The following is a 26,487-nucleotide window of genomic DNA, read 5'->3' on the forward strand; positions in this document are numbered from 1 at the left end:
TGGCTCGATTATTGCTTTGTTAGTGTATGACTAATTTAGTGTAATTGATGAGTATGAATACCAATCCGTTAGAAAAACAAAACTTCTTTGATTTAGGTGATCTAAATACACTTAGACAAGATGCGTTGAAAAGCGGTGGCGATCAACAAGCATCGAATGAAGCACTAAAAAAAGCAGCAGAACAGTTTGAATCTATTTTTACGCAAATGCTGATGAAAAGTATGCGTAAAGCCAATGAAGCAATGGAAGATAAAAACAGCCCATTTAATTCCAGTGGGGTGAAGTTCTTTCAAGAGATGCATGATCAACAGCTTTCTTTAGAGTTATCAAAAAAAGGTAGCCTTGGTTTAGCCGATCTCATTGTTAAACAGCTTTCACCAAATGTTGATGGCTATAAACCGTCATCTGTACTTCGTAATGATGCACAGTTACCGATGCAAAAGCCAACATCAGAGCAGCTCCCAGAGTTTATTCGTCGCCAACCTGAAGTAACGCCAGAGGTTGCTAAAGCAGAAAAAGCAGATGAACAACCTCGCTTTGACTCTCCAGAATCATTTATCAGTGAAATGTGGGAACACGCTAAAACAGCAGCACAGAAGATTGGTTTGAACCCAGCAGTAATGATTGCGCAAGCTGCACTTGAAACAGGCTGGGGTAAGCATGTTATCGCTAAACAAGATGGTGGCAGTAGCTTTAACTTATTCAATATCAAGGCAGATAGATCTTGGCAGGGTGAGCATGCCAAAAAAATGACATTAGAGTTCGAACAAGGTTTACCTGTGCAAAAGCAAGCTAGCTTTAGAGCTTATGAATCAATAAAAGACAGCATTAATGATTATGTCGACTTTCTTCAAAGCAATCCGCGTTATAGCCAAGCATTGAACAACACTGATAAGCCTGAGCAATATTTAGATGAACTTCAACAAGCTGGCTATGCCACAGATCCGAACTACGCAGAAAAAATAAAAAATGTCTTACAGCGAGGAGAATTTAAACAGATGTTAACGTCGCTAGTACGTCAAGGAGTTAACTAACATGTCTTTTGATTTAATGAATATTGGCTCTTCCGGTATTAGAGCAAGTACTGAGTTGTTGCAAACAACCAGTAAAAATATTGCAAACCTAAATACCGAAGGCTATGTTAGAGAGCGTACAGAACACGTGACGTTACGCAATGGCCAAATAGGCCGTGGTGAAACCGTTAGGTTACTGAATGAATTCGCGCAAAGACAATTAAATCGAGATATCTCAAATACCACATTTTATGAGCAGTTCGTTAACGAGGCTCAGCGAGTCGATTTACTATTTGCTGAAGAGTCGAATAGTTTAGCTAACAGTATTAACTCGCTATATAACAATCTTCAAGAGAGTATTAACCAGCCATCATCGTCAGTAACGCGTTCATTATTTTTTACTGATGCACAGAGTTACTTAGACCAAGCAGCACGCTTGTCTGACATAGTGTTAGACCAAAAGAATATTGTGAATGAACAGCTAGATATCTTCGCAGAGGATGCAAACACGTACATAGAGAAAATCTCTTCTTTGAATAAAGATATCTCATCTATGAATGCAGTAGATGATAAATCAGCGGCAAATGCGGTCTTTAATGAGCGAGATAAAGCAATTAAAGACCTAGCTGAATTGATGGATATTCAAGTGTTAGATGGCAAAAACGGTGAAAAGCTGGTTTTTGCAGGCACGGGTGAAGCACTTGTCATGGAGAATGGCGCATTTAGTGTCTTTGTGACCAATGGTGATCCAGATTTACAGTACAAAAAATTAGAGTTAGATGTTAGAGGTGCTGATGCTGTGCCTATGCAGATGGAATCAACGACCTTGAAAGGAAAGATAGGTGGTTTACTTGCATTCCGAGATGAGATCTTAATTCCTGCACAAAACAAGCTAGGGCAGATGACTGTTTCTTTAGCTGATGCAATGAATCAGCAAAATAGATTAGGTATGGATTTAAATGGTAATTTTGGCGGCGACATTTTTACCATTCCTAGTGTTGATGCGATGGGCTATCAAGCTAATACTGGAACAGCAAGCTTAACTGCGACACTTGAGCCTGGGCAAGGAATGTCATTACCTGCGACAGATTTTAGAGTGACATTTACCAGTGCAACAACGGTAGAGATTGCTGCAATCGATAACTATGGCAAAGTAGTTGGTACGCCTTCCACAGCGAACGTGACAGCAGGAAGAATTGATTCTTCAACGATAACCTCCGGTGAGGCTTTTGGATTACAGTTAGATTTAACCGGTGTGCCCGCAAACCAAGATCAGTTTGAAATTAAATTTAATGCTGATATTGCTACAACTATGACTCTAACAACAGGTCGTTCAGAAGATCTTGCTTTGGCTTCTCCAATTCGTATGGAGCGAGATTTAGGTAACCAAAGTACCGCGAACTTGAGTGCGGGTGTCGTTACAGACACCAGTGCTGCAGGTTTTAACGCAGGTCCTCCGCCAAGTCTGGCAAATGGGCCCATCTCAATCGTTAAAACGGCGAATACTGATGAATATGAGATAACAGACACAAGAACGGGAACAGCTGTAACATTTACAGCGCCTGCGCCAAGAGAAAATATTTTAGCGCAAGCAGCGCTGGTGGATCCGGTATTTGCAACGTATGGATTCGATTTTAATATCGAAGGGGTGCCACAAACAGGTGATAGCTTTACCGTCGAATTTAATACGGGTGGTTTTGACGACAATAGAAATGGCATGGCGCTACTCGATATCAAGAATAAAGGTATTGTAAGAGAAAATGTTGTTGCATCAGCGCTTGATGAGAACCATAAAACAGTGAATGCATCTTATACAGAATTAGTCACTGATATTGGTGTGAAAACAAACCAAGCGAGAACTAATTTGGTGGCCTTTGAAGCGCTATCGCAACAATCAGAGTCATGGTATGAGTCACTTTCAGGCGTGAACTTGGACGAAGAGGCATCGAACTTGCTTCGTTTTCAACAATCATATTCAGCGGCAGCACAGGTTATATCAGCGGCAAGAAATGTATTTGATACATTACTGAATGCTGCGAGGTAGACGTCATGAGATTATCGAATAATTTAATCTACAAACAAAATATCGGGAATGTACTTGATAAACAGCAAATGGTGATGGATGCTCAGCAAAGAGTGAACACACAAAAAAAGTTTTTAGGTGCTTCTGAAGATCCATCAGCATTCACAACAGCGCAGTTACTAACTGACCGTATTCAGATGAACGAGCAACACCAAAAGAATGCAATTTTGCTTAATGCCCGTCTGACAACAGAAGAAAGTGTTTTGAACAATATAAATGACACATTGTTCAGGGTTGAAATGTTAACTATCCAGGCGGGTAATGGCGCGCACAATGAAATCGATAGGCAAAGTATTGCATCCGAGTTGAAAGAAATTCAAAAATCAATGCTAAATCTGATGAACGCTCAGTCTGAAGATGGTCGTTATATTTTCTCTGGCTATCAAGATCAAACACAAACATATTTATACAACCCTGATACAGAAAAGTATGAGTATCAAGGCGATCAGGGCCTACACTCGATACCACTAGCTGAAAATGTAAGGATTGGCTCAAGTGACAACGGCTTTGAAGTGTTTGAGAATGTGGATGCGCGTCTAGATGTTGTGTCGTACAATGGTGCGGCAACTAGCACTGCAACTGGCACAGTATATGTCGAGAATCAAGATGAATTTGATTTATTCCATAAGGAAAACTTTGATCGTAGTCCCTCAGCGCCGGTTGGTGCTAATACATATAATGTTGTCATAACACCACCTGTATCTAACATTACCTCAAGTACATATGAAATCATGCGAAATGGTGTGCCATTAGTACCACCTATCACAGGTGATTTAGACGGTGAAACCATCCAATTTAATGGTCTAAAAATAGATATCCCTGAAGATCAAACGGGTCAATTTGACTTTGAGCTAGAGCCATTGGGTAAAGAAAACATTCTAAATACCATAGATCAACTTATTATTGGCCTAGAAGATGAAACACTCGACAACGATCAATACCGCCAGTACCTTGCGGACGCACTCGTGCAGGTGAAAAATTCGAGTGAGCAGATATCTTTTACTCAATCACGATTAGGTGGGCGTTTAAACGCACTTGAACGTGTGATGGACTCTAACGAATCATTAGATATCAATAATAAAGCTAGCCGTTCAGATTTAGTCGAGGTTGATATTGCGGAGGCAATAAGCGACTTAACTAAACATGAAACGGCTCTTCAAGCATCTCACGCGACATTTGGCCGTTTAGCGAATATGAGCTTACTCGATTATATTTAATCATCAAAAATACGATTGTTTTTAAAAATGCCAGTAGATAAATCTGCTGGCATTTTTTTGGTGCTTAAAAACGGAGTGTGGAATTGCTGTCAAAAAAGAGTTTATTGGCAGCTCTGTAGCTTGTAACACCTAAAGATAGTCAGGCTGCAATGCTAAAGAGTAAAGCTAATAAATCTATCTCCAGCGGCTACTTTCAACGCTAACTACGTTGAATTTACTTGCACTAGGCCAGCTATCGATGCGTAAATTCGCCTTGTGATCGCTAAAAGTCTCCGACTGCAGATTTGAAAAATACTCATCAATTCAATATGAATACATTAGTAAATCTCTTAACCAAAGCTCAGTTTAAAGTAAGTAATTCTATATTCCTGCTTTTAGAGTGCTTAATAAATATGGCTTTTAGCACCAAAAAGTAAATATTTAACTAGTTTAGCTTTAAACTGTTTATAGAAGCTTTTCCCTTAATTTGTATAACCACGAATAAGCCATGTAATCGGTCCTCACTATTTTTATAGCGTAAAGGGCACAAAAGAAACTTCACCTAATCTCTCCCATACATCAATAGAAATTAGAACAAGAGGCGGCAATGGCGGGCGGCAATTTTTTGTCACGGCTATTTTTTAAGCCTTTTATGAAAATTGAAACTTCAAAGCTTAATTTCAAGCTGTTGAAAAATATAGGTTTTAAATTTTATTTTATTTTATTTTTTTGTTGGAACGGTACTTGCTTTTTACTGAGCGTGTAAATAAAAATTCAGTGGTTTCAGCCATGTGATGTCCTGAACCACAACCTACGAAATACTTAGGAGATGGTATTATGGCTTTAAGTGTAAATACGAACGTTGCCTCATTAAACGGCCAACGTAATTTATCGAAGTCTAGTATGGCACTAGAGACGTCAATGCAGAGATTGTCATCAGGTTTGCGCATTAACAGCGCTAAAGATGATGCTGCAGGTCTACAGATTGCCAACAGACTTACATCACAAATTAACGGTTTAAATGTAGCACAGCGAAATGCAAACGATGGTATTTCGATGGCGCAAACGGCTGAAGGTGCGATGCAAGAATCAGCAAACATCTTACAGCGTATGCGTGATTTATCGCTTCAATCAGCGAATGGTTCAAATAGCGCGGATGACCGTGCTGCACTGCAAAAAGAAGTAAGTGCATTACAGCAAGAGCTAACTCGTATTGCGGAAACGACTAAATTCGGTGGTACAAGCTTGCTTGATGGTTCATTTGGTACAAAACAATTCCAGGTGGGTGCAAATGCAAACGAGACGATTAATGTTAGTCTAGGTAACATGTCAGCGGATGCGATTGGTGTCCATGAAATTACGGGTCCTGGAACTGCTTCTCCAAATAAGTCTCTTGGTGATGTACAAACAGTTGCTCTCGCCACAAACCATGGTACAACGGCAGATACATTAAACATCAATGGTGCAAATGTAACCGTAAATGCCGGTGATGGCGCTGCAACGATTGCAGATACAATCAATGCTACGGGTAATGGTGTAACAGCAGAAGCGAAGATTGATACAACCATTGCAGGTATTACATCAGCAAGTACGGGTGTAATTGAGATTAAGAAAGGTGGTGCCGCAGTAGATACTTATGATTTAAGTACTTATGGCGGTGATATGGAGCGTCTTGCTAAAGACATGCAGCAAGACGGTTATGATGCCATTTATGATGAAGATACAGGCATTAGTTTTAAAGCTACTGATATTGATGGTATCGATGTAACAGGTACTGATACCAGCGGTTTCACAATTGACGGTACTGCAATCACAACGGCTGCCAATGCGTTCAGTATGTCTGCTGAGCTAAATGTATCATCGGCTGATAAAATTGGTATTTCTGGTAACACTGCGAATGAACTATTCGGAACGGGTACCGCAGCGATTACATCAACAGGTGGTGCAAGTGCGCTGACTAGTGTTGAATCTATTGATATTTCCGGCGCGACATCGGACGGTGCACAAGACGCCATTAAAGCGATTGATGCGGCTTTGGCTCAGATTGATGAGCAACGTGCTGACTTGGGTGCGGTACAGAACCGATTTGGCCACACAATTTCTAACTTAGCAAATGTCGCTGAAAATGTGTCGGCGTCAAGGAGCCGTATTCAAGATACCGACTATGCCCTTGAGACCGCACAGCTTACTCGTAATCAGATTATGCAGCAGGCTGGTACTTCAATTCTGTCTCAGGCAAACCAGTTACCACAGGCAGCAATTAGCCTATTAGGTGGTTAATTAAGTTTTACCATCTCCATCAAGCCACCTTCTAGGTGGCTTTTTTATGCTCCTAATAAATATTACGCTTAATCTGCAAGGCACATTCGTGTTGGCTCTTCGTACGTTTCTAAAATATTTGCTAAAGTACTATAATGATAAGCTGTTTCGTGTCGATATAATTTCGTAACTTAATGTTAGTAATAGAAAAATCAAACTTTTACTGAAAAACGAAAAAAAATTTAATTTTTTCCTAAAGAAGTTTGAAACCCTGCCGTTAAGTTAATCAGTAAGGAGCTTAATTAAGCAAAATTGCACTGCAACCGCGCTTTAGCTCCTGGTTAAGTAACTAACTTTCCATTACGAAATGTAATCAGGAGTATTATCATGGCTTTAACAGTAAATACCAACACAACTTCTTTGAATGCACAAAGAAACTTATCAAGTTCAAGTGATTCACTTCAAACTTCAATGCAACGTTTATCTTCAGGTATGCGCATTAACAGTGCAAAAGATGATGCGGCAGGTCTTCAGATTGCTAACCGTCTTACCTCTCAGGTAAACGGCCTAAATGTAGCTCAGCGAAATGCCAATGATGGTATTTCAATGGCGCAGACAGCAGAAGGTGCAATGCAAGAGTCTGCCAATATCTTACAGCGTATGCGTGACTTATCACTGCAATCAGCAAACGGTTCTAACAGTGCTGACGACAGAGCAGCACTACAAAAAGAAGTAAGTGCACTTCAACAAGAGCTAACACGTATCGCTGAGACTACTAAGTTTGGTGGTACAAGCCTTCTAGATGGCTCGTTTGGTACAAAGCAGTTCCAAATTGGTTCTAACGCTAACGAAACAATTAATGTAAGTTTACGAGATATGTCTGCTGATGCGATTGGTGCAAATGAGATTTCAGGTCCGGGTACAGCATCACCAAATAAATCACTGGGTGATGTAGAAACGGTTGCTCTTGCGACTAACCATGGTACTACTGCGGACACTCTTAACATCAATGGTTCAAGCGTTAGTGTATCGGCTGGTGATGGTGCAGCAACAATTGCTGACAGTATCAACGCAGTGGGTAATGGTGTTGTTGCTGAAGCGAAACTAGATACAACGATTGCGGGTGTAACGGCAGCAAGTACCTCAACTATCGAAGTTAAAAAAGGTGGTGCTGCAGTAGACTCTTACGACCTATCAACTTACGGTGGTGATATGGAGCGTCTTGCAAAAGATATGCAAGAAGATGGTTATGATGCGGTTTATGACAGCTCTGCTAATTCAATCTCTTTCAAAGCTACGGATGTAGATGGTATTGATGTTACAGGTGCTGGTGATACAAGTAATTTTACAATCGGTGGTCAAGCGGTAGCTTCTACAGCAGGTTCATTAAGTGTATCTTCTGAACTGAACTTATCTTCGGCTGATAAAATTGGTATTTCTGGTACTACTGCAAATGAGCTGTTCGGTACAGGTTCTGCTGCTATTGCTTCAACAGGTGGTACGAGTGCTTTAACAACGGTAGAGTCAATTGATATCTCAGGATCAACTTCTGATGGTGCTCAAAATGCACTTAAAACCATAGATGCGGCATTAGCTCAAATCGATGCACAACGTGCGGACCTAGGTGCGGTTCAAAACCGTTTTGGTAACACAATCAGTAACCTTGCAAACGTTGAAGAGAATGTATCAGCAGCAAGAAGTCGTATCCAAGATACTGATTATGCCTCTGAAACAGCTAAATTAACGAAGAGCCAGATTATGCAGCAGGCTGGTACATCTATCCTAGCTCAGTCAAATCAGTTACCACAGGCAGCGCTAAGCCTACTAGGATAGTAGAACTTTAGTTTACCAGGATGTTAATAAGGAAGGGGTAACCCTTCCTTTTTGCTTTTTAGAAAGTAAATTATTTTTCAATGATCATGACGAGGTGTAGAAATGGAATCTCAAGGTATTTCACAAAATGCTCAAGCATTGTCTAGTAATGTCACTCCGCCTCAAGCAGCTGAAAGCAAAGATATAGCTTCTGCTAGTAATGAGAGCAAAGCGAAAGATAGTGCGATTGAATTGAATTCGGCTATAGTTAGCAGTAGCGACTCAAGAGAAAGTACAAAAGGTAAACTTTCAACGGAAGAGCTGAAAAAGGTGGCTCAACAATTGCAAGAATTTGTGAGCGAAATGAATAAAGGTCTAGAATTTAGTGTACATGAAGACTCTGGTCGAGATGTTATTAAAGTTATAGATAAAAGTAGTGGTGACTTAGTCAAGCAATACCCTTCTGAAGAAGTGCTTGATATAGTGTCAAAATTAGCTAAAGCTACCGGTACGTTGGTCGATTATAAAGTATAAACTTTTATGTTGTTGGAGTCTCGATATGGCAATCTCATTTACAGGTATAGGTTCTGGTTTACAAGTTAACGAAATCGTTAATGCACTAGTTAATGCTGAAAAAGCGCCTTATCAGGCTCGAGTAACCAGACAACAAGCACAGTATACAACTGATATTTCAGCTGTGGGTTCGATGAAAGGTGCTTTAGAAGATATTGCTAAGTCTCTAGAAGGGCTTGGTGATATTGATGAGTATCAGAAAAGAAGTATAAGTGGATCAGATGACTTTGTTTCTGTTTCTTCCGAAAAAACAGCTCAGCTCAATACCTATTCTGTTAAGGTTAATGAGCTTGCTCAAAATCATAAAATATTATCGGACGGCTTTGTAGCCGATTCACCTGTTGGTGAAGGTAAGCTCACGTTGTCGTCGGGTGAAAACTCATTTGAAATAAACGTTTCAGATACAGCTACTCTTGAAGAAGTGAGAGACGCTATAAACGACTCCGATGGTAATACATCTATTAATGCAACAATAGTAACTGATGATGCAGGCCAGCGTTTGGTGCTCTCAAGTAAATCATCAGGTGCAGATAATGAGATAAAAGTTGTGGTTGATGATGTTGATGGTAATGGTACTGACACAACAGGTTTGTCGAAATTAGCCTTCGATTCTGATGCTGCCTCACCAACTTTTGCAACAAACATGACTGAAACGACAGCTGCAACGAATGCTTCGATCACCATTGACGGTACTGTCGTTGTTGAGAGTAATACTAATGAGTTTAAAGATGTCATTGATGGAATTACTATCAATGTTAAGAAAAAGCATGGTACCGATGACGATTTAAGCGAGTTAAAAGTTACAGAAAATAATAAGAATGTAGAGGCGGGAGTTAGCTCATTCATCGAGAAGTTTAATGCCTATATTGATTTAGCAGCTCAGTTAGGTCGTTCAGGTGAAGATGGCACAGGTGCAATGGCTGGCGACTCTCTTTTAAGAGGGACAGTAAGCCAGCTTAGAAACCTAGTTACTAGAGAGTTTAGCACAGGTAATGGTGAGACTGAGTTTCTTGCCAATCTAGGTGTTAGAACCGAAAGAGATGGAAAATTAAGTCTCGATAAAGAACAACTTCAAGAAGCTATAGACGCTGACCCTGATGCTATTCAGACTTTCTTTCTTGGTGAAAATGGTGACGATGGGTTTGTAGCAAACCTTACAAGCGTTACAGAAGTCTATACGAAGAGTGAAGGTATTATGCAAACTCGTATTGATGGTCGAGAGTCTCAGTTAGATAGACTTGAGAAAGAGGTTGAAAGTTTTAATTTAAAAATGAAAGCCTATGAAACACGTTTACTAGATCAATATAATTCAATGGATTTACTTGTATCTGGATTAAACTCAACCGGCGCTTACTTACAACAACAATTATCCAACCTCCCTGGTGTAGTTAAAAAATCAAAATAATAAGAGGCTTTACTTTTGAATTCTGAATTTGCTGATATTAATAAGCTTAAACTTCAAGCTACTTTTTTTTCTAATTTACTTTTATTAAAACAAGTAATGCCTAGTTTATACAATGAGTTTAATGGCTACACACCGACTGGTGATGCAATATCAGTTGCCCAAGATGGGAGTATTAATTTAATAAATAATGGCCAGCTAGTTTATCCAACCTGCCCTGAAGCTTTCGCTAAAAAGCAAGTAGAAGAGTTTTTAAATAAGCCTGATTATTTTAGATATCAGATAGGTCATCAGGAAGATGACGTTATCTGCTTCAAGCATGCGGCATTGTTAAAGTCAATTTATAACGTCAGAGTTGATGAAGTGGGAAATGATGTTGGAAACCCAGCAAACGAAGCTCGACTTGATTTTGTGTGTATGCTTGGGGGGGGACTTGGCTACCAAATAGATGCACTTTTCGCTGAAAAAGATATTTTAAACTTTATGCTTTTTGAGCCTAGTAAAGATACCTTTTTTGCTCTTCTTCACTGTTTAGAGTTGAAGCCGCTTTTTGAACATTGTACTAGCAAAGGTGGTCAGTTCTCTATAAGAATTGGGGGGAGTGCAGATGGTTTTATTAACGAAGTCTCTAAATTATTTTTTGAGCAGGGTCATTTTAACTTAAGTCGAGTTTTATTTTTTACTCATTATACGAGTGAGACCATTTTAAATACTATAAAAAGAATGAAAGAAATTGGTCATAGATGGTCAGATGGGTGGGGGTTTATGGAAGATGAGATTATTGGTACAACCCACACTCTTTCAAACCTGTATTCTAAGTTTCCAGTTTTAAAAAATAAAAAACAATTCCATAACCCTATAAAAGATAAGCCTGTTTTTATTTGTGCTAATGGACCTTCTCTTGATTTAGCCATCGATTTCTTAAAAGAAAATCAAGATAAAGTTATTATCGTTTCAGCTGGTACGGCATTGAAAGCTTTGTTGGTTAACGACATCAAACCTGATATTCACATTGAAATGGAAAGAACAGCTGGTTTGTTAGACTGGGTTGAGGTTGTAGAAAGAACTGAAAATATTAAATATAACTTATCTGATCTAAGAATCGTTGCATTAAATACTGTCTACACAGGAATATTCAAAAAATTTAAGTCAGCTTGTTTACTCGCCAAGGTGAACGATGCGGGTGGTAGATTAATCAATGCTTTAGACGAAAAAATTATGTTTACTTACCCTGATAACAGTAATCCAAGTGTTTCTAATACTGCATTGGCAGTTGTAGGGGAGTTAGGTTTTAAAAATATTTATTTGTGTGGAACTGATTTTGGTTTCATCAGTGAAGACAAACATCATTCAAAGCATAGTATTTATTTTGACGAAGATTTTAAACACAAAGATCTGGTTAAAAATAATATGCGAAGTAATTTAGAGGTAAAAGGTAACTTTAGAGAAAAGGTTTTATCTACTAACTTGTTTGACTCTTCAAAAGGTAATATAGAGTTATATATTCAACAAAACCCAGAACTAAAGGTTAAAAACACGTCAGATGGCGCGTTTATTAGATTAACAACGCCGGTTAGGATTCAAGATATAGCGATTGATGATTGCTTGGACTCTAAAGATATGCATTTAGAAAAGCTATTCAAAGTTGCAGCTTCAACTAAGCAATTATCTGTTGAATTAGTTAACGACCGTATCGAGAAAATTAATTTAAATTTAAAAGATGTACTTGAGCAACTACTGCTTCTGACATCGCAAAGTTTTGAGACAAGAGAGCAGCTAGCAGACGCATTTACTCTGCAGAATAAGGTTTTGAAAGCACTAACTAACTCTGATGATGGACGCGTTATTTACTGGATAATTCAAGGTTCATTCAGGTACTTTCAAGCCTACATTATGACTAACAGTTATTACTACCATGATCTAGAAAAGCGAGCTGAATTTATGAATGCTTGTATCGATGCTTTCCACTCTCATATTGATGATGTCTATAGAGAGTATATGGCATTTTATAACAAGCCTTCTCATTTATAATTGAGAAAAAGTATTTAATTTTTAGCCGAAACAGCCGATAAGATAATTAACTTAGATTTTTGGCATTTATATTGCTTTGTTTAGTTGTTATTTTTTTAGAGAGTACAGTCATGCAACATTTATCAATTAATAAATATAAACAAGTCACGGTTAGCAGCGTAAGAGAAATGTCACCTTACGATCAGGTTAAGCTTGTTTTCGTAAATATTGTAGGGAAACTGTCAGCAGCAAAGGGCTTTATTGATAGAAAAGACTACGAAAAAAAGGGCGTGTACATTTCAGATTGTATTACTTTACTTGGAGCGCTTCAGCAGGTCCTAGACTTTGAGCAAGGAAAAGAGATCTCTGGTAACTTAGATTCCTTGTATGACTTTTGTCAAAGAAAGTTGCTTGATGCCAACATGAATAACGATATAAATCAAATTGATGAAGTGTTAGGCATAATCGGGGAAATAAAGGCGGGCTGGGAGAGCATCCCTCAAGAAAATAGAGCTCTATAGTGAGTTTAGAAAAAGAGGTTGACTATAATATAGCGCATTTGAAAAAGTCGTTAAAAAGCGTTTCACTTGGCTATTCTGAGAATGAGCATGAAGTGCTTTTTAATAATTTAAAAAGTTCTATAGAAGCTTATTTTGCTAAAACTTCAGAACCCAACCGGGAAAAAGTCGAAAGCTGGCTAAGTTCAGTTTCTGAGCTTGAAACAGTTGCTGCGAGACTAAAGCTCGAATCGGTGAAGTTAATAGAAAAAAGAAAGCAAGGAAAGTTAGGTGTTAACAAATATTTATCGCATTCAAAATAATACCTAATAAGAGGTTTAGTGAGTTAATAAAACTAATGACCTGATAAGTTGGAGCCTATATGCTTAATGGCAAAAAAATCTATTTGCGACGACTTTCTGAAAATGATGCAAGTCCAAGTTATCTTTCTTGGTTTAAACAAAAAGAAATTAATAACTATATAAAAAAATCCCCTCGAACTATTGCTGATTTGAAGTCTTTTATTAAGGCTTCAAATTCTCAACAAGGTTGTCATTTATTTGGAATCTTTGACCATTCACATTTTCACATTGGTAATATCAAGTTAGATCCTATTTCATATATGGAAAATACAGTGGCTTTAGGGATTATGATTGGTGAGTCTTGCTACAGGGGCAAAGGCATTGCGTTTGAGGCAATGGAACTTGCTTTTCGGTTTGTGTTTGACGAACATGACATCGAAACAGTGATACTGGGCGTTAATAAAGGTAATATTAGGGCTGTCTATTTATATGAAAAATTCGGATTTAAGAGTTTTTTCAATCCTGAAGATAAGAATCCAAACTCATTGACTATGAAATATACTATACCTGAATCTAATAATTAAAATGCTTGGAAAGAAAATTTACGAATGGTGTGAAGATTTATTCCCACTAAATCGCAGCCTGACAGGTGAAGGCAACAGGCAGACTTTATCTTACCTTAAAGGTATATTGCCTCAGCTAGAAATAAAAAAAATTCAATCTGGTACTCAAGTATTTGATTGGAAAATACCTAGAGAGTGGAAAGTAAACGCTGCATATATTATTACCCCAAGTGGTAAGAAGATTTGTGACTTTAGCCAATGCAACTTGCACTTAGTAGGTTACTCTATGCCTGTAAATAAAAAAGTTAGTCTGCAAGAGTTAAAAGAGCACTTACATTTTTTACCAGAGCAACCAAGTGCAATTCCATATGTAACTTCTTACTATGCTGAGAACTGGGGCTTTTGCTTATCTTATGAAGAGTTTATTGAGCTTGAAGAGGGAGTTTACCAAGTAGTAATAGACTCAGTGTTGTTTAATGGAGAACTTAACTATGGTGAACTGATCCTCCCTGGGGATTCAGAAAAAGAGGTTTTGATTTCTACTTATATTTGTCATCCATCATTAGCAAATAATGAGTTATCAGGGCCTGCAGTAGCGGCTTCGTTGGCAGAAAAATTAGCAGCGCAAAAAAATAGAAGGTTTACATATAGAATTCTGTTTCTTGCAGAAACAATTGGAGCTATCGCTTATTTAGCCGAAAACCTTGAACATATGAAGAATCAAACTATCGCTGGATTCGTTTTAACATGTGTTGGTGATAATAATAAATACTCTTTCTTGCCAAGTAGGCAGGGAGGGACCTTAGCAGATAGAGCCGCTTTACAGACACTAAAGTGGCTAGAAGAAAAAGTGGATTATTATTCATACTTAGACAGAGGTAGCGATGAGCGACAATACTGCTCACCAAATGTAAATCTACCCGTATGTTCTATTATGCGGAGTAAGTATGGAGAATACCCTGAGTATCATACCTCTTTGGATAATTTAGACTTTATTAGCCCTGAGGGTCTTGAAGGGGCGCATAGTGTACTGTGGAAAACTATTGAACTGATAGAAAATAATTATATATATCAAGCTGTATTCCCTTGTGAGCCTCAGCTTGGCAAGAGAGGGTTATACCCCGATATAAGTTCGATAAATACAGACTACGCGTCAATTGAAGATATGATGAACTTTTTAGCTTATGCTGATGGTGAGCAGGATCTAATTGAAATTGCAGATACAATCAACGTTCCAGCCAGTAAATTAATAAATCTGGCGAGTAAGTTGCTCGAACATGGTGTAATTAAAAAAATATGAGTATTTACAATCAATTTAAGAACTCAGCTAATAATTCCCCTGATAAGCTTGCGCTGGTTTTGCCTGAACAAGAAGTTAGTTATAAGCAACTATTAGTTTATGTTGATAATCTAACAGAAAACTTAGTAGAGAGTTTAAATTCTGAACATAAAATAATAATTACGCTATTACAAAATAGTTTAGAGCAAACCACTTTGATGTTGGCATTAAGCCAACTGGGTTGGTCTTGGTTGCCACTTTCACAAGAGTTGTCTTTAGAGCAAATAGAAAATTATTGCAATATACCTGGTGATAAAGTAATTGTTACTGACTTTTCTTATAAGTCTCGGGTGGATAAAAAAGAATTAGCTCATAGGCTAAGTTCTGTTTTTTCACTTGGCTTGGATTCAGATGCTGATGATTGTGATATTAAGTTTGGCCTGAATCGCTCAGGTAAAAAGCTGAATTTTCAAGTCGATTTAGATGCCCCATTTATTTTAACTATGTCTTCTGGCACTACTGGCGAGCCTAAATTAATAACCTTTTCTCAACAAACAAAGCTGAATCGAGCAAAGTCAGCCTATGATTGCTACAAATTATCAAGTGATGATGTTTTTTTAGCGCATACGCCTCAATATCATTCTCTGGCTCAGCGTTTAACTTTTTTACCACTTATGAATGGTGCAACTTTAATATTAGGACGCCAGTTTTCAGCTCAAACTTGGGTTGAGAACGTTAAAAAGCATCATGTAACCTTTACTATTTCTGTTTCTTCTCAGTTAATAGCGATACTTAATTATTTAAATCAAACTGATACCAAAATTACCACTCTTCGCCGGGTGGTATCTTCTTCAGCAACTTTAAGTTCTGAGTATAAGCAGCAACTTCTTACAATGCTAAACTGTGAATTACATGAGTGCTATGGGGCCTCAGAAGTTGGCACTGTTACAGACATTCATGTTAATCAAGAACTTAATTTTTACAAAAGCGTTGGCAAGCCTATTAGTGGTGTACAAATAAAAATTATAGGTAATAGCTCCGAAGAGTTAGCTGCTAATCAGGTTGGCGAAATAGCGGTCTACACCCCTTTGTTATTTTGTGGTTATTACCAAGATGAAGAAAAAACTTTAAGTAGTATGCATGGTAATTATTTTTTGACGGGGGATTTGGGTTATGTGGATGAACAGGGTTACCTATATTTCAAAGGTAGAAAGAAAGAGTTGATAATCTCCGGTGGGATCAATGTATTCCCTGAAGATATTGAAACAGTTATTAATAAATATGAAGGCATAAAAGAAAGTATCGCCTACTCTAAAACTCATCCTTACTTAGGTGAGGTTGTAGCCGCGGTTTTTACGGCTGATGAGAACATTGACACTAAAAGGTTAAAGCAGTTTTGCCGGGCAAAATTAGCTTTATACCAGCTACCAATTAGTTTTAAGCAGGTGTCAGATTTGAAGAAAACTGCGACGGGTAAACCCAAACGCGCTTTATATAGTAATTCATAATAATGGGAACCATAATGGCAATTTCTTTACAACAGCTTGTTGAATTAATAGAGCAATATAATGAACTTCCAACGTTAACTGAATCTGAGTTGTCAAGCTTCAGGTATCTTGATAATACAGGCTTTGATTCTTTCTCGCTAATTCACTTAATTGCAGATATAGAAAGTGAATTTGGTGTTGAATTAAGTGCTGAAGATACAGAGTCAGATCAGTTTAGAGCAATTGGAAGTTTACTTTCGCTAATAAATGAAAAACTGATCTAAATGCCGAGACAATATTCAAAAGAAGACATCCTCAATGCTCTGAAAATAGTAGATATACAACCTGGAGATACAGTATTTGTTTCTACTTCATTAGGCATGTTAGGTCTGCTTGAAGGTGCTAAAAGTAATGATGAACTTAACCAAGCATTTTTTGAGTCGTTAGTAGATTTATTGGGTAGTGATGGAACAATAATTGTCCCCACTTATTCATATACCTTTGGTAAAGGAAGAAAAAGTAAGCCCGCATCATTTAACACTATAACTACTCCTAGTGAAATAGGTCCTTTTCCTGAGTATTTTAGACAACAGAAAAATGTAATTCGAACACCAGATCCATTTATGTCTGTGAGTATTTGGGGAAAACACGCAGAAGACTTAGTAACAAACTTACCTAACACTTCATACGGCCACGATTGTATCTTTGCCCGCCTACTAACGCTAAATACGAAATGTCTCAATATTGGTCTAGGACCAAACTGGATGGCGTTTATCCACCATATAGAGTATTTACATAATGTACCTTTTCGGTACAACAAAAGATTTTGCGGTTTCATAAATGGGAAAGAGTCTGAGTGGATATATACGGTGCCTGTTTTAGGGGATTTTGCAGTTGCAAATGCGCACAAGGTTGCAAGAGATTCTGAGCAGGAAGGATTATGGAAAGTTTCTGAGCTTGGACGAGGGAGAGTTTATGCTTGTAGTTACAATGAGTACTTTGATTACGTAGATAACTGCTTAGTAAAGAATCAATGGTGTTTAGCAAGTTCAGGGCCTCATGATATTCATGCAATGGAATATAATAGGATAAACGCTGAGTTTTCTGATAGTGCGGGGTTGCTAGAAAACTCGAAAGCTTCAAACCGCTTTATAATTGAGTTAACAAAACGTTTTAATATGGATTATTTAAAGTTTGACTCAGGTGACATAGTTGCAGGCCAAATTATTCCTGAAGGCTGGCATTGTGGTGACTTATCAATATATTGTGTAACTACAAATACTATGAAATTAAAGTGTGTTGACTATGTTAGTAGCTATAGTTTAGGTTTCAGTGGTAAGGTTTTGGGAACGGAGTTGCTGCAGCATGTTATTGAAACAGAACAGTACTTCAATGACATTAAAAGAGACTGGGTGTTGAAATCACTCCCTTTCTCTATAGAGCCTAATGGTTTATATGATATTAATTTGAATTGTGGGGCTTTTTTCTCAGAAATGATTGTAGCCTACTCGCAAGTTGATGATAGCTTTCCTGTTGATGTACTTTTTACCAATGGACTTGAAGAGAAAGATATTATTAAAAAGTTATATGGCTTACAAAGTAAAAATAATGTGTTGATTTGTTCCTCTTGGATAGCTTTAGGTTTAGTCTCTGAGCTATTTGGAAGTAAATGTGGACCCATTTATATATGGGGTATTAATAATGAAGACTTCAGGAGTGAGTTAACAAAAAAAGCAAAAAAACTGTTGAAGAATTATAAATATATTTTCCAAGCTTTATAAGTTTGTATTAATTTTACTTAGTTTTTGCCGATAACGTTATATTCCTTTAGAAAAGAGATGAACAATGAAAACATTGAGTTGTCAATATCTTCATCATGCAGTTTACTTTGCGCCAGATGTTCTTAGACATTGCTGCAAACGTTTTTTTGTTGATGGAAAAATGAAGGGGGATGTTGAAATGTTCCCTGTTAATTCAACTAAAGACATCTCTGCAGAAAAAATTTTACAAGCTAAGAAAGATTTACATGCCGCTATCAATAAAGGTCAGGAGACTCCTTGTACCGGTTGTCCATTTTTAACAAGGGAAGAGTGGGCAGATTTTGATAAGTTAAATATAGATCATATATCTATCGAGTCTCACTCAGTGTGTAACATGAAATGCAGTTATTGTAGTGACACTTATTATGGAGGCTTAAAGCCTAACTATGATTTAAAAGAGCTTTATGAGCAGCTTTGTTCAGAAGGTGTGGTCAATTCAGGTAATTTGTCGATTGCATGGGGCGGGGGAGAACCCTTATTACTTGATGACTTCGAGGATATATTTTCATTATATATGCAAGGCTTCTCTCCTAAATATACAAAAATTTTCAGTAACGCAACTAAGTTTAGCGAAAAAGTAGCTAATTACCTTAAAAGTGGTCAATTGAACATCACAACAAGTATTGATGCCGGTTGCTCTGAAACTTTCGAAGCTGTAAGAGGTTTTAGGGCATTTGAGCGTGTTTTTAAAAATTTAAAAAGATATTACGACTTTGCAGGTAGAGGTGTAATAATCAAGTATATTTTTACTGACCAAAACTACGAACTCTCAGAGATAAACGGTTTTTTTGATAAAGTGATAAGTCATGGATTAATTCATTGTGACTTTCAAATAAGCTCAGACTTCAAATGCGAAGACTTAAAAACGGATCAGGTAGCTAGCATTTTTAAACTTTACTTGCGACTTTTTAACGCTGGAGCATCTACGGTTCATTTAGATGATCATTTAAGGCCGAGGTTAAACCGTAAAGTTCGTCAGATTTTGGAGTCTGATGATATCTATGCAAAGAGTAATATTGATTTCTTGGTTGAGTATGTAGCTCCTTTGGATAAACCTGTAATACTTTGGGGAGCAGGCGAGTATGCTAGGTCACTCACAAATGATAGCCTATTTTTTGAGAATAATGAAATAAGTTTCCTTGTTGATAAATCTAAAGAAAAACAAGGAACTAAGTTTATCGGTTATTCGGTATATTCGCCAAATTCAGTCTTAGATACAGAAGACTTTATTGTTATTGCCTCGAGTATGTATTTTAACGAAATCTATGATGAGCTGATAGCAATGGGTGTATCTAAATCACGTATTATAAATAAATTGATTATTTAGTTTTGAGAGTTAGATAGTGTCTAGAAAAAAGATCAGTGTAATCATTCCATGTTTTAATTTGGAAGAACACATAGGTACAACATTAGAGTGTGTTCTTAAGCAAAGTATTGGTTTAGAAAACTTCGAAGTAATCATTGTGGATGATTTTTCAACTGATAACTCTTGTGAAATTGTCAGAGAATTTGTAAAGCAGAATAGTAACTTATATTTAATAGAACTTGATAGTAATCAGGGGCCTGGTAATGCCCGTAATAAAGCCTTGGAGATTGCTAGTGGAGAATATTACTTCTTTTTAGATGGCGATGACTACATTAGCGATGATGCATTAGAGCTCGTTTACAACGAAGCAAGTACAAAGGAAGTAGATCTTCTTTTCTATAATTATGGACTAATTGAAAATGTAGGTGACCCAGCATACGCTTTTAGAAAAGACCTGCATATTATAGAGTTGTATAAATCTAATAAGGAAGAGTTAATTAAAGAGTTCTTAGCAGCTGAATTAGATGGTTCTGTGATTTTTTCTCTAGTAAAAAGCGATTTAGTAAAGCGAGGAAAGATTACTTTCCCTGATGGTCTTCATGAAGATATTCCTTTTATATTTGAATGTTATCTACATGCCGAAAAGATAGATACCTTATCGAAGGTTATTTATTTTAAAAAGTTCAGAAAGGAATCTATTATTAATAATCTAACGTTTAGACAGATAGATGGCTTAATAGAAGCTTGGTTAAGCTGTTTTGATAAAGTTCAAGGCAGTCAGTTAGTACCGCATGTTGAAATTTACACCAAGTTTATGAGAGGACTGGTAGGCTGTATAGCTAGCTTATTGCAGAAAAACTTAGTTTTTCATGCTGATAGCTTTGCTGATAGAGTAGTAAATTACAATTATATTTTTAAAAAGTCCAAGAGTATTGGTTTGTTCGATGAAAAAGCTTTACCATTTGAGACAATTAAGGATAAGCATTTTAGCAATTTTTTTAGGGTATATTCAGAGTTTGGAGTTTCAGGTGATTCTGCAGAATTTTTTGAGTCACAAGCTATAAAACTTGGAATCATAGAAAAAGGCTCGTTTGTTAGAGCTTAAAAAGCTAATGAGTGGGCTTGTATTTGGCACACTCATTAAGTGTTACATTGTAAAAGTACTCAATAGTTTTTTTTACTTGATTGGTAAGCCTTGCTGAAAAGCATTAATCCCATCTTTGATATTAAAAAATCAGTTTGCTCTATGCGTTTTCCGCCTTTCATTTTGTAAAGATCATTAGCGAAGTCCCGATAAAGATTAGCAAACGCTTCAATAAAGCCACTAGGATGACCCGGTTTCATCCTGTTGTACTCATATATGCTAGCAACTTCGCACTCACTTCCTCTATCAAGCGTCTCTCTTAAACCCGAGGCATAATTGAGCTGCAGCTCATCTGGATTCAATTGATGCCAAAAAGCACTGCCTTGATCACCGTATACTCTAATATTTAGTCCATTTCTATGTCCAATTGCGGTTTTTGAGATCCACATACTGCCAACAACATCATTTGTGTATTTAAGAAGAAGTTGCATGTCATCAACAAGCCCATTGTAATCAGAGTGGTTGCTTGCCTGTGCCAACACTGAGCATGGTTCTTGACCTGTTAAAAAGTGCGCCATGTGATGCAGGTGTACGCCTAAATCTAAGCAGATTGTAGGTACTTCGCCATCTTGTAAACGCCAAGCTTGAGGCATTGCTTTTTTTCCTGCAATATCAGGTGGTCTCTTGAACCCTTCTTGTGGCATTTCTAAAACAATTTTTTGTATTTTACCGAGTTGCCCTTTGCTGATACGTTGTTTTAATTCTCTAACCATAGGGTAACCAGAGTAATTGTAAGTGACAGCTAGGTAATGCTTGCTTTTATCGTAAACTTTTTCTAATTGTTCAATCTCAGATGGGCCGCTCACGAGTGATTTTTCACAAATAATTGGAATATTCAGCTCAAGAGCATAAAGCAGTGCTTCTAAATGATTTGGGGTAGGTGTCAATATCGCGACAGCATCAATCTCATCTTTTTCACTTTCTAGAAGCGTTTTCCAGTTATTGTATGTTCTCTCAGGTGCAATCCCCCATTTATCGGCAGTCTCAATATTAACCTGCTTGTTTCGGCTAAATGCCCCTGCAACGACTTTAAAGTAATTATCTAACTGACTGGCACAGAAGTGTACGTATCCGACAGCAGAATTATTGCCCCCCCCAATGAAAGCCAGCTTTAATGGTTTCCTATTCATATGTGTTCTCCAGTAATGACCAGCTAAGGGGAGTCCCTCTTAGGATTGTTTGTGTACTTTTTCTACCTATTACTTTCTCCAAGTGTTTTGGTGCTAATCCAAAGCCTGGGCGGATCACTTTTATATCATTAGCAGTAATAATATCTCCTTTAGAAATATCTTTTACAGCATAAATGGAACGTCGAAATTTTTTGTTATTACTTTCGATTTGGCTGGTACTGATTTCTCCGCTACCTAAAGAGTTTTGTGTTTGTTGACAGGATTTTACAAGCAGTTTTAACTCACTAGGTTCAATTGAAAAGCTACTATCAGGACCACCAAGATCCCGTGACAAAATGAAGTGTTTTTCAATAACGGTTGCGCCTAAAGCGATAGCAGTATTCGCTGCAGCGATCCCCATAGAATGATCAGACAGTCCTACTTGAACATTAAATTTTACTTTCAAAGATTCTATAGCTTTTAAATTCATTAACTCTACAGGAGTAGGGTATGCGCTAATACAATGTAGTAAAACAAGTTGAGTATTTCCTTCATCAGTAACTGCTTGTACTGCTTCAGCAATCTCTTCAGGGTTGGCAAGCCCTGTTGATATAATTATAGGCTTTTTAGTACGGGCGATAGCTTTCAGTAACGGTATATCAGTAATTTCAAATGAGGCAACTTTATAAGCTGGGCAATTTAGGGACTCTAAAAGCGAGACTGCTGAAGCGTCAAAAGGCGTACTGAATAAAGTTATGCCTATTTCTGCTGCATATGCAAATAGTCTTTCATGCCATTCAAAGGGAGTGTGCGCTTCTTTATAAAGCTGATATAAATTGTAACCATCCCATAATCCACCTTCAATCAGAAAGTCGGGTTGGTTGCAGTCTATGGTCATTGTGTCAGGTGTATAAGTTTGAATTTTTACTGCACTTGCGCCGGCTTCTTTTGCTGCCTTTATTGTTTTTAATGCTGTATCAATAGAACCGTTATGATTTGCAGATACTTCTGCAATAATAAAAGGTGAATTATTAGGGCCTACTTCAGTGTTATGTATTTTAAAGGTCATTGTTGTCTCATGAAGTTGGTTGTAGTAGATATTCTTCTGGCGAAATTTTACTGTAGCCAGAATTTAAGAATAGCTGCTGTGAAGCAAGATTTTTTTGTAAAACCGTGGCGTAGATCTTAGATGTTTTGAACTTCTCCGGTATCAATGCCAAGGCACGCTTAGCTATACCCTGTTGATGATGCTGTGGACAAACGAGAATAGAGATTTCGTAGCCATCTTTAAACTTGTCTAGCCTTAGCATCCCTACATGCTCAATACGGCTGCTCACTTTGAGCTCTATTATAAAAATATGGCGATGCTCATTTGCAAGTGCCTTAGTCATCCAAGCGCAGTGTTCATCATAGCTAATTGGTTGAGTGTTCCTAGAGTATTGCCTAATTACAGATTGTGATTGCCACTGATAGACGGTATTGATATCTGAAAGTTCAGCTAAGCGTAGGTGCACATCAGATAACTGTATTTTCTTAAGGAGATTTTCGACACCTTGTCCATCAACAATTTCTAAAGCTTTGCGAACCATATTTGAATAAGTGTCTATATTGGAGGTTATTTCGCTAAAAGCATCTTTGAAATCCGAAATTTTGACGCTATGAGCTTCTCCAAGGTAATAATGTGCACCAGCCCCATGCAATTGTTTTGCGATGGTAAGCTGGTTAGATGCAAGTGTTACGGCAATAGTAGGTAAGCCCAAGCTACACCTTTCCCACGTAGAGGTACCGCACGCTCCAATAGCAATATCAGCTTGAAGGTACGCATCAGCAATATGAGTGCAATCTAATTGCAGTTTAATAAAGTGATATGGTGCAATATACTTTTTAATATCTGTTAAGCCCTTGGCACTACTACTTAATAAAATTTGAATATTAAAATGTAACTGATTTTCTAAGCGGTATTGCACCAAATATGAAAGTAAGGGCAGCGTATATTCGCCAGTATTCATTGCTCCTAATGATATTACAACCTGCTTTACCGATTTGTAACTTTCTCTTTTTATTATTGCCTTGTTTCTTGTTTCTTTGAACTCTTCACGAAGAATTGCATATTTTGATCCGAATAATGTTTTACAATTTTCAGGGAGTGAAGACGGGTATTGCTCAGCGGTTCGCCCATATGTTTGATCAACTAAATAATCAATGTTGGTATGTTGCCGGGTTGTGAGGTCATCAAGTGCAATTAGCACTCGACAATGAGGTCGCAATGATGACTCCCACTTCGCCTGCAATTGGTAATGGTCTATAAAAATATAGTCGTAAAAATGGTTTTTTAAAATACTTAGCAGCTGCTCGGCATCATGTTTTTCAGATTGGAATTCGTGCCTAAAAGGTATGTACTCTATAGCCGCATACTCTAGCTTTTTTATAAAAACGGGTGCTAATTCATGACATACAAATACAACTTTAGCTTTATCAAATGTTGATTTAATAGAACGAGCGATTGTTAAACAGCGTTCAAAGTGACCAGCGCCGATGGAGCTAGATGCATCAAGCCGAAATAATATATTCATATCAGCGTACTTTGAAAACAGCTTCAAGAGGTTTGCCTTTTAGCTGAGCATCGAGTTCATCATTATCTATGGCAGAGTTGATAAGAATGATTACTTCTTTGTAGCATGCTAGTAAGTAGTCAATATCCTCTTCTGTATGAGCAAAAGACAAGTTATGACTTGCAGCTAATAAAATACCTCGCTCAGCCATTTCTTGTATAAATAAAGATTTTATTGTTAGCGCATCATTATTATTCACGTTAGAAAAATGAACAAACGACCAGCTAGGATGACCAGATGTTCCTAGCCATTGACAATTTGTGAGTTTAATCAAATGTTCAAGCCCTGATAGTAACTTTTCGCCTAAAGTTGAAATATGTTCGATAACTTGGTGTTGCTCAATTTTGTTAATCGTCGCTTTTGAAGCTGCGAGCGACAAGGTTTCACCTGCAAATGTTCCAGAAAAAAAGATATCTTCCATTAATTGCATCACAGGCTTTTTACCTACGACGGCAGAAATAGGAAAACCATTGCCCATTCCCTTCCCGAAAGTGGCGATATCGGGTGTAACACCAAATAAAGCTTGAGCTCCACCCATATGGAAGCGAAAGCCTGTTATGGTTTCATCAAAAATAAGCAGGCATTGCTGTTGAGTTGCAAGTGCTCTAACTGATTCCAAAAAGCCAGATTTAGGGTAATCTATATTCATAGGTTCCATGATGATTGCAGCAAACTCATTAGGGTACTGTTCTAATAGCGCTTTTAGGCTATCAAAGTCATTGTATTTGAATGTATGGGTTAAAGATTTTGTTAACTTTGGTACACCTAAGTCTCTTGTTGTTGAACCGATATACCAGTCATGCCAACCGTGATAGCCACATACCGCGATTCTTTCTTTGCGGGTATATGCTCTTGCAATTCTTATGGCTGCTGAAGTTGCATCGCTACCATTTTTACCAAATCTTACCATTTCAGCACAAGGAATGTGTTTCGTTAACAACTCAGCAAGCTCACTTTCAAGCCTATGAGGAAGAGAGAAGGTAACGCCTTGACCTAGTTGATTTATCACTGCGTGATTAACGTCTTTGTCTTGATAGCCCAAGGAAATAGCTAATAAACCAGAGACATAATCAGTGTATTGGTTGCCATCAACATCCCACACACGCGCACCTTCACCGCGTTCAATGAACATTGGGCTAGCCCCTTCAGGAAAAGACATTTTGCTTTTACTGAAAGTTTGCGAGCCTAAAGGGATATACTTTTCGGCATGGTTCAATAATTTATTTGAGTTTTGATATTGATTATTCATAACCGTTAATTAAATCTCTTAATAATGAAATATTTAACCCTTCATTTCTTTGAAAGTGCTGGTTTATTTGAAGTAATGATGGCTTTTGTGCAAATAAATCTAAAACGTCTTTATAAGAAAAATTAGGGTTACTTGGATAAATGCAATGCAAAATTTCTTCTATGAGTTGAAAGTCTGAAGGTTCGTCAACTGTCCACCTATGACGGGATAAATCAACAGGGGAGCAGACTTCATTGATAATAAAGTCACTTGGGTGATTCCTAATAAACTGAGTAACATGTTCTAACTCAGAGGGTTTATTTGCAAGCTTATAACTTGTTTTTAGAGATTTCGCAGTGAATACCTCTACATCTAAGCCGTCAGGAAATGAGTTACTTTGACAATTTGAAGTATAATCAGATTGAGTATTCAGGTGATGTTCGATTGTTTGATCTAATATATCAGGGTCAAGTAAAGGGCAATCTGCAGTCAACCTAACTATATGCTGACTTGGAAACTCGATATAGGCATCATAAAATCGTTTGAGTACATTATTTAAGTCACCCCGAAAACATTTTACATTGAGGTGCTTAGCTTCATTTTCAATTGCATCATCTTCAGTTTGAACACTCGTAAGAATAACTATCTGGTCAATATGTTGGGCCCGTTTTACGCGCTCAACAAGAAAAGCCAGTATAGATTTATCTAATACCTTTTTGAGTACTTTATTTGGGAATCGAGTAGAGCTCATTCGAGCTTGAATAAAGGCTTGGATCATAAATTCAGGCAGTA

Annotated in this window: 22 protein-coding genes; 17 read left to right on the forward strand and 5 right to left on the reverse strand. The window is 37.5% G+C overall.

Features of this window, described 5'->3' with window-relative positions:
• Positions 1 to 53 precede the first annotated feature (53 nt).
• The 17 genes from flgJ to AAEU28_RS16125 all read left to right on the forward strand — a co-directional run bounded on the left by flgJ (position 54) and on the right by AAEU28_RS16125 (position 20,707).
• Positions 54 to 1,034, forward strand: a complete 981-nt coding sequence (flgJ, locus tag AAEU28_RS16045) for a flagellar assembly peptidoglycan hydrolase FlgJ (RefSeq protein ID WP_421965164.1) — start codon at positions 54 to 56, stop codon at positions 1,032 to 1,034.
• Between the two features lies 1 nt (position 1,035).
• Positions 1,036 to 3,057: a FlgK family flagellar hook-associated protein gene (locus AAEU28_RS16050; RefSeq protein ID WP_421965034.1), complete on the forward strand. Its 2,022-nt coding sequence runs from the start codon at positions 1,036 to 1,038 to the stop codon at positions 3,055 to 3,057.
• 5 nt (positions 3,058 to 3,062) lie between these two features.
• Positions 3,063 to 4,313 carry a flagellar hook-associated protein FlgL gene (gene flgL / locus AAEU28_RS16055; protein ID WP_421965035.1) on the forward strand — a complete coding sequence of 417 codons (1,251 nt, stop codon included), beginning with the start codon at positions 3,063 to 3,065 and terminating at the stop codon, positions 4,311 to 4,313.
• Positions 4,314 to 5,129: 816 nt separating this feature from the next.
• A complete protein-coding gene (locus AAEU28_RS16060; protein ID WP_421965036.1) occupies positions 5,130 to 6,572 on the forward strand; it encodes a flagellin in 1,443 nt (480 codons plus the stop codon).
• 366 nt (positions 6,573 to 6,938) lie between these two features.
• Positions 6,939 to 8,384, forward strand: a complete 1,446-nt coding sequence (locus AAEU28_RS16065) for a flagellin (protein ID WP_421965037.1) — start codon at positions 6,939 to 6,941, stop codon at positions 8,382 to 8,384.
• A 102-nt stretch (positions 8,385 to 8,486) separates the two neighbouring features.
• On the forward strand, positions 8,487 to 8,897 hold the full coding sequence (locus AAEU28_RS16070; RefSeq protein ID WP_421965038.1) for a flagellar protein FlaG: 411 nt from the start codon (positions 8,487 to 8,489) through the stop codon (positions 8,895 to 8,897).
• Positions 8,898 to 8,922: 25 nt separating this feature from the next.
• Complete coding sequence (fliD, locus tag AAEU28_RS16075) at positions 8,923 to 10,341, forward strand: flagellar filament capping protein FliD (protein ID WP_421965039.1); 1,419 nt, start codon at positions 8,923 to 8,925, stop codon at positions 10,339 to 10,341.
• Between the two features lie 15 nt (positions 10,342 to 10,356).
• The gene (locus AAEU28_RS16080) at positions 10,357 to 12,369 is read left to right on the forward strand and encodes a 6-hydroxymethylpterin diphosphokinase MptE-like protein (protein ID WP_421965040.1); all 2,013 of its coding nucleotides are present in this window, start codon (positions 10,357 to 10,359) and stop codon (positions 12,367 to 12,369) included.
• A gap of 110 nt (positions 12,370 to 12,479) precedes the next feature.
• Positions 12,480 to 12,869 (forward strand): flagellar export chaperone FliS, encoded by a 390-nt coding sequence (gene fliS / locus AAEU28_RS16085; protein WP_421965041.1) that lies wholly within the window; start codon positions 12,480 to 12,482, stop codon positions 12,867 to 12,869.
• Entirely contained in the window at positions 12,869 to 13,168 is a 300-nt protein-coding gene (locus AAEU28_RS16090) for a hypothetical protein (RefSeq protein ID WP_421965042.1), read from the forward strand. Before fliS ends, AAEU28_RS16090 begins: the two co-directional genes overlap by 1 nt.
• Positions 13,169 to 13,227: 59 nt before the next feature.
• Positions 13,228 to 13,731, forward strand: a complete 504-nt coding sequence (locus tag AAEU28_RS16095) for a GNAT family N-acetyltransferase (protein WP_421965043.1) — start codon at positions 13,228 to 13,230, stop codon at positions 13,729 to 13,731.
• A gap of 1 nt (position 13,732) precedes the next feature.
• A complete protein-coding gene (locus AAEU28_RS16100) occupies positions 13,733 to 15,010 on the forward strand; it encodes a DUF4910 domain-containing protein (protein WP_421965044.1) in 1,278 nt (425 codons plus the stop codon).
• Entirely contained in the window at positions 15,007 to 16,497 is a 1,491-nt protein-coding gene (locus tag AAEU28_RS16105) for a class I adenylate-forming enzyme family protein (protein ID WP_421965045.1), read from the forward strand. The genes AAEU28_RS16100 and AAEU28_RS16105 overlap by 4 nt, the downstream gene beginning before the upstream one ends.
• 14 nt (positions 16,498 to 16,511) lie before the next feature.
• Positions 16,512 to 16,760, forward strand: a complete 249-nt coding sequence (locus tag AAEU28_RS16110) for a phosphopantetheine-binding protein (protein WP_421965046.1) — start codon at positions 16,512 to 16,514, stop codon at positions 16,758 to 16,760.
• A complete protein-coding gene (locus AAEU28_RS16115) occupies positions 16,761 to 18,257 on the forward strand; it encodes an AAC(3) family N-acetyltransferase (protein WP_421965047.1) in 1,497 nt (498 codons plus the stop codon).
• Between the two features lie 64 nt (positions 18,258 to 18,321).
• On the forward strand, positions 18,322 to 19,623 hold the full coding sequence (locus tag AAEU28_RS16120; RefSeq protein ID WP_421965048.1) for a radical SAM protein: 1,302 nt from the start codon (positions 18,322 to 18,324) through the stop codon (positions 19,621 to 19,623).
• Positions 19,624 to 19,639: 16 nt separating this feature from the next.
• Positions 19,640 to 20,707: a glycosyltransferase family 2 protein gene (locus AAEU28_RS16125; RefSeq protein WP_421965049.1), complete on the forward strand. Its 1,068-nt coding sequence runs from the start codon at positions 19,640 to 19,642 to the stop codon at positions 20,705 to 20,707.
• Between the two features lie 59 nt (positions 20,708 to 20,766).
• Here the strand turns inward: AAEU28_RS16125 and AAEU28_RS16130 are convergent, their stop codons facing one another.
• The 5 genes from AAEU28_RS16130 to AAEU28_RS16150 are packed head-to-tail and all read right to left on the reverse strand — an operon-like array spanning position 20,767 to position 26,473.
• Positions 20,767 to 21,876 (reverse strand): Gfo/Idh/MocA family protein, encoded by a 1,110-nt coding sequence (locus AAEU28_RS16130; RefSeq protein ID WP_421965050.1) that lies wholly within the window; start codon positions 21,874 to 21,876, stop codon positions 20,767 to 20,769.
• Positions 21,869 to 22,924, reverse strand: a complete 1,056-nt coding sequence (gene pseI / locus AAEU28_RS16135; protein WP_421965051.1) for a pseudaminic acid synthase — start codon at positions 22,922 to 22,924, stop codon at positions 21,869 to 21,871. The genes AAEU28_RS16130 and pseI overlap by 8 nt, the downstream gene beginning before the upstream one ends.
• Before the next feature lie 7 nt (positions 22,925 to 22,931).
• Positions 22,932 to 24,428 (reverse strand): UDP-2,4-diacetamido-2,4,6-trideoxy-beta-L-altropyranose hydrolase, encoded by a 1,497-nt coding sequence (gene pseG, locus AAEU28_RS16140; RefSeq protein WP_421965052.1) that lies wholly within the window; start codon positions 24,426 to 24,428, stop codon positions 22,932 to 22,934.
• A gap of 1 nt (position 24,429) precedes the next feature.
• Positions 24,430 to 25,716: an aspartate aminotransferase family protein gene (locus AAEU28_RS16145; protein ID WP_421965053.1), complete on the reverse strand. Its 1,287-nt coding sequence runs from the start codon at positions 25,714 to 25,716 to the stop codon at positions 24,430 to 24,432.
• Positions 25,709 to 26,473: a cytidylyltransferase domain-containing protein gene (locus AAEU28_RS16150; protein WP_421965054.1), complete on the reverse strand. Its 765-nt coding sequence runs from the start codon at positions 26,471 to 26,473 to the stop codon at positions 25,709 to 25,711. The genes AAEU28_RS16145 and AAEU28_RS16150 overlap by 8 nt, the downstream gene beginning before the upstream one ends.
• Between the last annotated feature and the right edge of the window lie 14 nt (positions 26,474 to 26,487).

It is taken from the genome of Pseudoalteromonas sp. SS15 (assembly GCF_049257195.1).
Classification (GTDB): Bacteria; Pseudomonadota; Gammaproteobacteria; order Enterobacterales; family Alteromonadaceae; genus Pseudoalteromonas.

What these genes read in the sequence shown, in the direction of transcription:
- flgJ (WP_421965164.1), top strand. Translation starts at nt 54, where the DNA reads ATGAATACCAATCCGTTAGAAAAACAAAACTTCTTTGATTTAGGTGAT.
- AAEU28_RS16050 (WP_421965034.1), top strand. Translation starts at nt 1,036, where the DNA reads ATGTCTTTTGATTTAATGAATATTGGCTCTTCCGGTATTAGAGCAAGT.
- flgL (WP_421965035.1), top strand. Translation starts at nt 3,063, where the DNA reads ATGAGATTATCGAATAATTTAATCTACAAACAAAATATCGGGAATGTA.
- AAEU28_RS16060 (WP_421965036.1), top strand. Translation starts at nt 5,130, where the DNA reads ATGGCTTTAAGTGTAAATACGAACGTTGCCTCATTAAACGGCCAACGT.
- AAEU28_RS16065 (WP_421965037.1), top strand. Translation starts at nt 6,939, where the DNA reads ATGGCTTTAACAGTAAATACCAACACAACTTCTTTGAATGCACAAAGA.
- AAEU28_RS16070 (WP_421965038.1), top strand. Translation starts at nt 8,487, where the DNA reads ATGGAATCTCAAGGTATTTCACAAAATGCTCAAGCATTGTCTAGTAAT.
- fliD (WP_421965039.1), top strand. Translation starts at nt 8,923, where the DNA reads ATGGCAATCTCATTTACAGGTATAGGTTCTGGTTTACAAGTTAACGAA.
- fliS (WP_421965041.1), top strand. Translation starts at nt 12,480, where the DNA reads ATGCAACATTTATCAATTAATAAATATAAACAAGTCACGGTTAGCAGC.
- AAEU28_RS16095 (WP_421965043.1), top strand. Translation starts at nt 13,228, where the DNA reads ATGCTTAATGGCAAAAAAATCTATTTGCGACGACTTTCTGAAAATGAT.
- AAEU28_RS16100 (WP_421965044.1), top strand. Translation starts at nt 13,733, where the DNA reads ATGCTTGGAAAGAAAATTTACGAATGGTGTGAAGATTTATTCCCACTA.
- AAEU28_RS16105 (WP_421965045.1), top strand. Translation starts at nt 15,007, where the DNA reads ATGAGTATTTACAATCAATTTAAGAACTCAGCTAATAATTCCCCTGAT.
- AAEU28_RS16110 (WP_421965046.1), top strand. Translation starts at nt 16,512, where the DNA reads ATGGCAATTTCTTTACAACAGCTTGTTGAATTAATAGAGCAATATAAT.
- AAEU28_RS16115 (WP_421965047.1), top strand. Translation starts at nt 16,761, where the DNA reads ATGCCGAGACAATATTCAAAAGAAGACATCCTCAATGCTCTGAAAATA.
- AAEU28_RS16120 (WP_421965048.1), top strand. Translation starts at nt 18,322, where the DNA reads ATGAAAACATTGAGTTGTCAATATCTTCATCATGCAGTTTACTTTGCG.
- AAEU28_RS16130 (WP_421965050.1), bottom strand. Translation starts at nt 21,876, where the DNA reads ATGAATAGGAAACCATTAAAGCTGGCTTTCATTGGGGGGGGCAATAAT.
- pseI (WP_421965051.1), bottom strand. Translation starts at nt 22,924, where the DNA reads ATGACCTTTAAAATACATAACACTGAAGTAGGCCCTAATAATTCACCT.
- pseG (WP_421965052.1), bottom strand. Translation starts at nt 24,428, where the DNA reads ATGAATATATTATTTCGGCTTGATGCATCTAGCTCCATCGGCGCTGGT.
- AAEU28_RS16145 (WP_421965053.1), bottom strand. Translation starts at nt 25,716, where the DNA reads ATGAATAATCAATATCAAAACTCAAATAAATTATTGAACCATGCCGAA.
- AAEU28_RS16150 (WP_421965054.1), bottom strand. Translation starts at nt 26,473, where the DNA reads ATGATCCAAGCCTTTATTCAAGCTCGAATGAGCTCTACTCGATTCCCA.